Origin of the sequence: Thioclava sp. UBA3469, assembly GCF_002378135.1 — a bacterium.
GTDB lineage: Bacteria > Pseudomonadota > Alphaproteobacteria > Rhodobacterales > Rhodobacteraceae > Thioclava > Thioclava sediminum.
The window spans coordinates 1-8,344 of the sequence record NZ_DFRG01000024.1; the positions used below are offsets into that span (position 1 = coordinate 1).

Sequence of the window (8,344 nt, forward strand, 5' to 3'; positions counted from 1 at the left end):
TGAGCCCCGGCGCCACGATCGTCTGGACCTTGGGGGTCTGGATCGTCGGCACGATGCTGGTCCGTGTGTTCACCGATCCCCCCGGACCCGGCAAATGAAAGCCATGACCTATCACCGCTACGGCGGGGCCGAGCAGCTGCGGCTTGCGGACCTGCCGGTGCCCGAACCGGGCAAAGGCCAGCTTCGGCTCCGGGTAAGCGCCTGCGCGGTGAACCTGTCGGATTGGGAATATCTCACGGGTGCGCCGTTCTACGCGCGAATGGTCGGCGGGTATTGGCGGCCGAAGCAACCGGTGCTGGGCTCGGATGTCGTGGGGATCGTCGACAAGCTCGGTCCCGACACTCCCGGCTTCGCAATCGGCGACCGGGTCATGGGGGACGTCGTCATGACCCGCGGCGGCTTCGCCGAATATGTCTGCGTGCCCTCTGAACTGATGGTGAAGGTGCCCGAGGGCCTGTCCGACGCGGTCGCCGCCTGTTTGCCGCAGGCGGGCGGCATCGCCGTCGCGGGGACCGAAAATGTCACGGCAGGGGACAGGCTCCTGATCAACGGGGCCGGGGGTGGTTCGGGCACCATGGCGCTGCAACTGGCAAAGCAGGCGGGGGCCTTCGTGAGCGCTGTCGACAATGGCGGCAAGGTCGACTGGCTGCGCGCGCTCGGTGCCGACGAGGTGATCGACTATCGCGCGCAGGACTTTACCGAGACCGGGGCCACCTGGGATCGCATCCTCGACATGGTGGCGACCCGCGGGCCACGCCGTATCGCGAAGGCGCTCGCGCCGGGCGGTATCTACCGGGCGGTCGGCGGCGAGGTCCGCGTGCTCTTGTCGCTCCTGCTCGGTGGGGCGATCTACCGCGGGCGGCACAAGTCGATCGGAATGCTGATGGTGCCCTCGGGGCGCGAACTGACCGCGCGTGTGGCGGCGCTGGCAAAGGCGGGGCGTATCGCGCCGCATCTGGAGGCGGAGCTGCCGCTGGTCGAGCTGCCGGAGGCACTGGCGCGCACCGGTCATGGCGAGGTCAGGGGCAAGATCGTGATCCGCCCGTCCTGATCCTAGGGAATGTCGATCCTCACGATCCCGGTCTTCTGCCCGGTCTCTGCATAGCGGAAGGCCTCGACGATCTCGTCCAGTCGATAGCGCCGGTCGAAGACGCCCCGGAATCGCCCCTCGGCCATCAGCCCGGCGAGGCGTCGCACGAAACCGGGGGCATTTTCGGGAAAGGGGAGCCGCACGCGCTTGCTGCCGGTAAGCGCGCACCATCCGGAGAGGAACAGGTGCGACCAGCCGGGTCCCAGATCGGTCGCCGTGAAGATGCCGTCGGGCGTCAGCAGCGGGCGGCAGGCGCGCCACGAGGTCTTGCCCACCGCGTCCATGACAAGATCGAAGCGCTCGCCGATCGCGGTGAAATCCTCGGTCTCGTAATTCACCACCCGGTCGGCCCCGAGGCTCTGGGCCAATTCGAGGTGACGGGTTCCGACGACCGCCGTGACATGCGCCCCGCGCACCTTGGCAAGCTGCACCGCCGCCGAGCCGATGGCGCCGGAGGCGCCGTAGATCAGGCAGCGGGCGCCCTCGGACAGCAGGCTGGTGGTCGCGTCGGCATACCAGGCGCCTTCGCCCACCACAGCCTCGTCGAAGGCGAGATCGCCCGGGATCCGCGCCAACGGTCCATCGGCGGGCAGGCAGAGATATTGGGCATGGGCTCCGAACCTCTCGGGCGACAGGCCGAACACCCGCTCCCCGGGCCGGAAGGCGCTCACGCCATCGCCCAAGGCGTCGACCACGCCGGCGAAATCCATCCCGAGCGTGGGCATCTTCGGTCGCAAGAGCCCCGTCATCGCCCGCGCGAAGAAGGGATGGCCGCGCAGCGTGGCCGTGTCGGTCCGGTTCACCGTTCCGGCATGCACGCGCACCCGGATTTCGCCCGGTGCGGGCGCCGGGATGGGCACTTCGTCCAGCCAAAGCGTGTCAGGCGCTCCATAGCGGTCGCAAAGCACCGCAGTCATCGTGTCCGCGTCGGTCATTTTTCCAGACTATCAGCCGAACGTGGTCCGGCAAGTGACACTGAACAAGACGCGCTTCGGAACCGCGCGCGCCCCTCGGAACGTGACGGGGGTCGGCGCGTGGCTCGTCAGGACGCCGCTGCACTCAGCGGCAGCTGTAGGCGGACCTCGAGGCCAGAGTCGCGTCCGTGCGGCGGCGATGTCAGCGAGAGCGGGCTTCCGATCCGCTCCGCGATGACGGCGACGATGGCGAGGCCCAATCCGCTGCCGTCATTCGTGCTGCCGGCGCGCTCGAACCGCGCGGTCAGGCGCGCGAGCGTCTCCTGCGAAATGACCGGCCCGGCATTCGTCACGGTGAAAACGCCTTTCGCAGTCAGGCGCACCGTGACCGGTTCGTCCTGCGCCCCATGCTTCAGCGCGTTCTCGATCAGGTTTCGGCACAGGATACCGAAAGCATCGGGGTCGAGATCCGAGATGACAGGCGTGTCCGGCAGCTCCAGAGCGATACGCCCGGGATCGAAGCCGCGCGCGAGGTCTTCGACGATCAGGCGGGCGGCAACGCGCAGATCCGAGCTGTGCTCCAGCCGCAAAGGCCCGCCTTCCGCGCGGGCGAGTTGCAGCAGACGTTCCGAGAGCCGCGTGAGCCTTTTCAGCGTCGCCTCGATATCGGCGGCGCGTGTCTTCGCGACCGGGTCGGTGGTTTCCGCGCTCAGCCGCTGTGTCTGCGCAATGGCGCCCGCAAGGGGCGTGCGCAATTCATGCGCGGCGTTGGAGGCGAAGCTTCGCTCGGCCTCGAACCCTTCGCGCAACCGCCCCAGAAGATTGTTGAGCGTGGCGGCGACCGGGGAGATCTCGGTCTGCAGATCGTCGGTCGGAATGGGGGTGAGGTCGCGGGCGTTGCGCGCCTCGAGACTGGTTCGGAACCGCCGCAGCGGCCCGAGATTGGTCCGCACCGCCAGCACGACCGCCGCGAAGGCGAGCGGGATCACGATCAGCAGCGGCAGGCCAAGGCCAAGCTCTACCTCTCGCGCGACCTTCGCCCGATGTGCGAGCGGTTCCGCGACGGTGATCCGGATCGTGTCCTGAAGGGCGGCATCGCTATAGAGCCGGTGGGTGGCCGTCTGGCTGAACCCCCGGCCGTCATAGGCGGGGAAGACGGACGGATCGGCCGCATGGGACTGTAGAAGAATGTGCCCCTCCGCGTCCCGCACGATATAGGTGAAGAATTCCTCGTGGTTGCGCAGCCTTGCAAGGCGCTGCGTCGTGTTGTTGCCGTCGCGGTTCACGATGTCCATCACCGCGAGGGGCAGGATCCTCTGCGCCGTTTCCTGAAGCGTGGAGTCGAAGACCTCGCTCATCTCCTTGCGCACGATCAGCGCGGTGACCGTCGCCGCCGCGATCCACATCAGCGCCAGAACGACCCCGAGCGAAAGCCCCAGACGGGCCTGAAGGCTTCGGGGTAATCTCATGCCTTGCCCAGCCTGTAGCCGAGACCGCGTTCAGTCTCGATCACATGGGCGCCAAGCTTCTTGCGCAGGCGGCTGACATGGACCTCGATCGTGTTGCTCTCCACCTCTGCATCGAAGGCGTAGAGCTTCTCTTCGAGCTGGGCTTTGGACAGCAATTGGCCGGGGCGCGATAGGAACGCCTCGAACAGGGCCCATTCGCGCGCAGTCAGCTGCACGGGCTTGCCGTCGCGCAGGATGCTGCGTGCGGCGAGGTCGATCTCGAGCCCGGCATGTGTCACGATGGGGTTCGGGTTGCCGCTGTAGCGCCGCGCGACCGACCCGATGCGCGCGGAGAGTTCGGCGAGGTCGAAGGGCTTCACCAGATAGTCGTCGGCGCCCGCGTTCAGCCCCTCGATCCGGTCCGAGACCTGATCGAGGGCGGTCATGATGATCACGGGGGTCACATCGCCCCGGCTGCGCAGCGACTTGAGAAAGCCGATGCCGCGGCCATCCGGGAGCATGAGATCGAGCAGGACAAGATCATAGCCGGTGCTGCGGACCGACGCGCCCGCCTCATCGAGACGCGTGACCCAATCCACCGAGTGGCCATCGCTCGCGATCTGGTCGCGCACCGCGGTGCCCAGAATAGTGTCGTCCTCGATCAGCAGGATGCGCATGTTGGTCCCATCTCTTATCCGTTGCCCAGTCTTTACCTGCCCGGCTGACACCAAGCTGACGCTGCGCGCGATGCGGCTTCAGGTTCCCGTCAGATTGATCGCCCATGAAAGGTGCAGAGTTGGCCGCGAACAGGAGTTTGGCCCATGAAGAAGACAGTGACAATTCTCGCCTTTCTCGCGGCGCTTCCGGCTGGAATGGCTCTGGCCGATGACGACTGTTTCGTGCCGATGGCGGATTGGCAGCCGCGCGATGCCGTGGCCCAACTCGCCGAAGAGAACGGCTGGACGGTGCGCCGCATCAAGATCGATGACGGCTGCTACGAGATCGACGGCACCGACGCGCAGGGCCGCCAGCTCGAAGTGACGGTTCATCCTTCGACGCTCCAGATTCTCGAGGTCGAATATGAGGGCGACGAACATGGTCGGTCCCGCGAAGATCGTGAAGGAGACAAACATGACTGACGCAGCATTTCACGACACGACGAATTCCGGCGGTAGCTCCGGGGGCAGGGTGCGGGTCTGGGATCCGCTGGTGCGGATTTTCCACTGGGGCCTCGTCGCGGCTTTTGCCACGGCATGGTTCACGGCCGACGAGTTGCAGCCGGTGCATGAGATCGCAGGCTACACCGTCGCCGGGCTGGTCGCGTTCCGGCTGGTTTGGGGGGTCGTGGGCGGGCGCTATGCCCGGTTCGCCCAGTTCCTCAGAGGGCCCGGGCAGACGCTGTCCTATCTTGGCGACATGCTGCGCGGCAAAGAGCGTCGCTATCTCGGCCACAACCCTGCCGGGGCGCTGATGATCGTGGCGCTGCTGATCTCGCTTTCGGGCACTGCCTTTACCGGCTGGCTGATGGCGGAACCCACGCGCGTGGCGATGCTTCCCGCGCTGCCGCAGATCGTGACCCCCGCCTTCGCGGACGAGGATGGCGAATACGGTGAATATGGCGAGGGCGCGGAAGGCGAAGGCAACGAGGCGCTGGAAGAGCTGCACGAGGTTCTCGCCAATCTGGTCCTGCTGCTCGTGGCGCTGCATGTCGCCGGTGTGGTTCTGGCCTCCTTCAGGCATCGCGAAAACCTCGCGCGGTCGATGCTGACCGGCGACAAGCGTGGGCCTGAGCCCGGCGATATCGCCTGACCGTTCCCGATCACATCGCCAAGGCCGTTTGTCCCGCGGCCTCACCTGGCCCCGCCCTCAAAAGGCGGGGCCTTTTTCCTGACGCGAAGCTGAAGCGGAAACTCTCCGCCCGTCAGGAAGCGCTCAGGTCCGCGGCCCAGATTGTCGCTAGCAGATGAAAAAGGAGACCCTGCCATGCGAAAGATCCTGACCGCACTTCCCCTCATCGCCCTGCTGCCTGCGGGGATGGCTCTGGCCGACGACGACTACAGAAAGTCTTCGCGCGGCGAAGGAATGTCCCGCGACGCTGTGATGCAGATCGCGCGCGAGAACGGCTGGACTGTCCACGAAATCGAGATGGAAGACGGCCGATACGAGATCGAGGGCCGCGACCGCGACGGGCGGAAAATCGAAGCCAAGATCGATCCAGCGACGCAGCGCCTAATCACGTCGGACTATGACGACGATGACGATGACGAAGACGACGATGATGACGACTACGGCGCATCGGCGCGCAACCCGGCCCCCGCCGGCACGGTCGCCCCGCCGAAAAACGGCCTCTTCGGTGACGGTGCTCCGCCCAAGGTTCAGGTGAACTGAGCCGCCGCCGCATTCCTCCCCAAAACAAGGATTCCCGAAATGAAGTCTCTTCTTGCAACATTGGCGCTGAGCACGGCGCTGACCATTCCCGCGCTCGCATCCGCGCAATCCGTCACGCTCAAGACCACGCTGAATAACTACGGTGGCGATGGCGCCTATCTCGCGCTCTATGTCACCGACCCGTCGGGCGCCTATGCGGGCAGCCTCTGGATGGCGGGCGGCAAGTCCAAATATTACGAGCATCTCAACGACTGGTATCGCGCAACCGGGGGTGATCCGGCGCAGATCAACGGCATCACCGGCGCAAGCGTCGGCGCGGGCCGGACGCTCGAGATCACGCTCGATCTTGCGGATGCGCTCTTCGATGCCGGCTACACGCTGCATATCGACGCCGCAGTCGAGGACATGCGCGACAGCCCCAACGAGATCGCCGTGCCGCTGACGACCGAGGGCGCGGGCACGCCGGTTCCGGGGCGTCGCTACGTCGCCGATTTCACCTACGACATGTGAGGTGACAGGCCATGATCCGCGCGTTTCATCGCTGGCCGGGGCTGATCGCCCTGGCGCTTGTCACGGTGCTGGCGCTCAGCGGCGCGGTGCTCGCGGTCTTTCCGGTTGCGGAGCGGATCGCGGCACCGCAGGCGGGGGCGGAGCTCAGCGTCGCGGCCCTCGCCGAGCGCATCCAGACGATCTATCCGGGTCTCGAACAGATCCGGCGCGCACCCTCGGGGCAGATCACGGCCTACTGGTTCGAAGCCGGACAGCCCGGCGCGGCGGTGATAGATCCCACCACGGGCCGCGGCGTCGCATCGGCTGATCCGAATGCCTTTCAGCGTTGGCTGACCAACCTTCACCGCTCCCTCTTTCTCGGCGATCCCGGCCGCGTCGCAAGCGCGCTGGGCTCCGTCGCGATGCTGGTGCTCTTGGTCTCCGGCGTCCTGCTCGTCGCGCGGCGAGTTGGCGGCTGGCGGAACTGGTTCTCGCGTTTGCGCGGGCCGCTCGCCGGTCGGCTCCACGTCGAGATCGCGCGCATCGCGGTGATCGGCCTGCTTCTCTCCTCCGCCACCTCCTTGTGGATGACGGCCTCGACCTTCGAGCTGATCCCCGATGGCGGGCCCTCGCTCGGCATCCCCGCCGAGGTGAGCGGTCAAACAGACGTGCCGCTTGCCGGTCTTGCGATGCTCGGCGACACGCCCGTCACGGAACTGCGGAGTCTGAGCTTCCCCTATGACGGGGATGCCACCGATGTTTTCACGCTGAAGACCGATCGCGGCACCGGCTATCTCGATCAGGGCACCGGCGCGGTGCTCGCCTGGGCGGACCTGACCGCATGGCAACGCGTCTCGGAAACCATCTACACGCTGCATACGGGGCAGGGGGCGGCGCTGCTTGGCGCGGTGCTCGGCCTCATGGCGCTGGGCGTGCCTGTCTTGGGCCTCACCGGCCTGACGATCTGGCTTGCGGGTCGGCGCGGCCGCCCGCGCATCCGGGACAACCAGCCAGCCCCGCGCGCGGAGACGATCCTCCTTGTCGGCAGTGAAAGCGGCAGTACCTGGGGCTTTGCCACGACCCTGCATGCAGCGCTCCGTGCGGCGGGCCAGAGTGTTCATATCGCGCCGATGTCGTCCTTCGTCCCCGAGCGCTACGCCCGGGCCGATCGGATCATCGTGCTCGCGGCGACTTATGGCGACGGGGCAGAGCCCAGTTCCGCGAAAGGCTTCCTGACGAAACTCGACGCCTGCTCCGATGCGCTGGATATCCCGATTGCCGTGCTCGGTTTCGGGGACCGGAGTTTCCCTGCCTATTGCGCCTACGCCCAGACGATTGCCGAGGCGGTGGATGCGAAGGGTTGGCCGGTTCTGCTGCCCTATGACACGATCGACCGTCAGTCGCCGCAGGCCTTCGCGCGCTGGGGGCAGGCGTTGGGTGCGGTGCTCGGGATCGCGCTCGAACTGCACCACCAACCGACCCCCCCTGCCACGACCGACCTCACGCTCCAGTCGCGGCGCGATTATGGGGCGGACGTGCAGGCGCCGACGTCGATCCTGCGCTTTTCGCTGCCGCGCGCCACGTTTTGGCAGCGGCTGACGGGGGCGGGTTTTACGCGGTTTGCCGCAGGAGATCTGATCGGGATACTGCCCGAAGGGTCGCCGACTCCGCGCCTCTATTCGCTCGCGTCGTCGCGCCGCGACGGGTTTCTGGAGATCGTCGTCAAGAAGCATCCCGGCGGGTTGTGCTCGGGCCAACTGACGGCGCTCGAACCCGGCGAGAGCGTCCGCGCCTTCGTCCGACGCAACCCCGCCTTCCGGCCGGACCGTTCGCGCGCGCCACTGATCCTGATCGGCGCGGGCACGGGGATCGGCCCTCTGGTGGGCTTCGTGCGCGAAAACGAGCAAAGGCGCCCGATCCATCTCTTCTTCGGGATGCGCGATCCGCAAAGCGATTTCCTCTATGCGCAGGAGATCGGCGGGTGGAAGGACGAAGGCCGTCTGTCGCGGCTCGTG

General features: G+C 66.8%; 9 protein-coding genes. 6 read left to right on the forward strand and 3 right to left on the reverse strand.

Annotation, left to right across the window (positions count from 1 at the left end):
- Positions 1-94 precede the first annotated feature (94 nt).
- Positions 95-1,051 (forward strand): NAD(P)-dependent alcohol dehydrogenase, encoded by a 957-nt coding sequence (locus B3D39_RS01835; RefSeq protein ID WP_274963675.1) that lies wholly within the window; start codon positions 95-97, stop codon positions 1,049-1,051.
- 2 nt (positions 1,052-1,053) lie between these two features.
- Here the strand turns inward: B3D39_RS01835 and B3D39_RS01840 are convergent, their stop codons facing one another.
- From B3D39_RS01840 to B3D39_RS01850, 3 genes are all read right to left on the reverse strand, one after another.
- The gene (locus B3D39_RS01840; protein WP_274963674.1) at positions 1,054-2,025 is read right to left on the reverse strand and encodes an NAD(P)-dependent alcohol dehydrogenase; all 972 of its coding nucleotides are present in this window, start codon (positions 2,023-2,025) and stop codon (positions 1,054-1,056) included.
- A 107-nt stretch (positions 2,026-2,132) separates the two neighbouring features.
- A complete protein-coding gene (locus B3D39_RS01845) occupies positions 2,133-3,473 on the reverse strand; it encodes an ATP-binding protein (RefSeq protein ID WP_274963673.1) in 1,341 nt (446 codons plus the stop codon).
- Positions 3,470-4,129 (reverse strand): response regulator transcription factor, encoded by a 660-nt coding sequence (locus tag B3D39_RS01850; RefSeq protein WP_083078664.1) that lies wholly within the window; start codon positions 4,127-4,129, stop codon positions 3,470-3,472. Before B3D39_RS01850 ends, B3D39_RS01845 begins: the two co-directional genes overlap by 4 nt.
- A gap of 144 nt (positions 4,130-4,273) precedes the next feature.
- Between B3D39_RS01850 and B3D39_RS01855 the strand changes: the two genes are divergently transcribed.
- From B3D39_RS01855 to B3D39_RS01875, 5 genes are all read left to right on the forward strand, one after another.
- On the forward strand, positions 4,274-4,591 hold the full coding sequence (locus B3D39_RS01855; RefSeq protein WP_274963672.1) for a PepSY domain-containing protein: 318 nt from the start codon (positions 4,274-4,276) through the stop codon (positions 4,589-4,591).
- Positions 4,584-5,261 carry a cytochrome b/b6 domain-containing protein gene (locus B3D39_RS01860; protein ID WP_274963671.1) on the forward strand — a complete coding sequence of 226 codons (678 nt, stop codon included), beginning with the start codon at positions 4,584-4,586 and terminating at the stop codon, positions 5,259-5,261. The genes B3D39_RS01855 and B3D39_RS01860 overlap by 8 nt, the downstream gene beginning before the upstream one ends.
- A gap of 174 nt (positions 5,262-5,435) precedes the next feature.
- Positions 5,436-5,840 (forward strand): PepSY domain-containing protein, encoded by a 405-nt coding sequence (locus B3D39_RS01865; RefSeq protein WP_274963670.1) that lies wholly within the window; start codon positions 5,436-5,438, stop codon positions 5,838-5,840.
- A gap of 39 nt (positions 5,841-5,879) precedes the next feature.
- Positions 5,880-6,350, forward strand: a complete 471-nt coding sequence (locus B3D39_RS01870; protein WP_274963669.1) for a DUF2271 domain-containing protein — start codon at positions 5,880-5,882, stop codon at positions 6,348-6,350.
- An 11-nt stretch (positions 6,351-6,361) separates the two neighbouring features.
- A partial coding sequence (locus B3D39_RS01875; RefSeq protein WP_286789323.1) for a PepSY domain-containing protein occupies positions 6,362-8,344 on the forward strand: 1,983 nt, incomplete at its 3' end.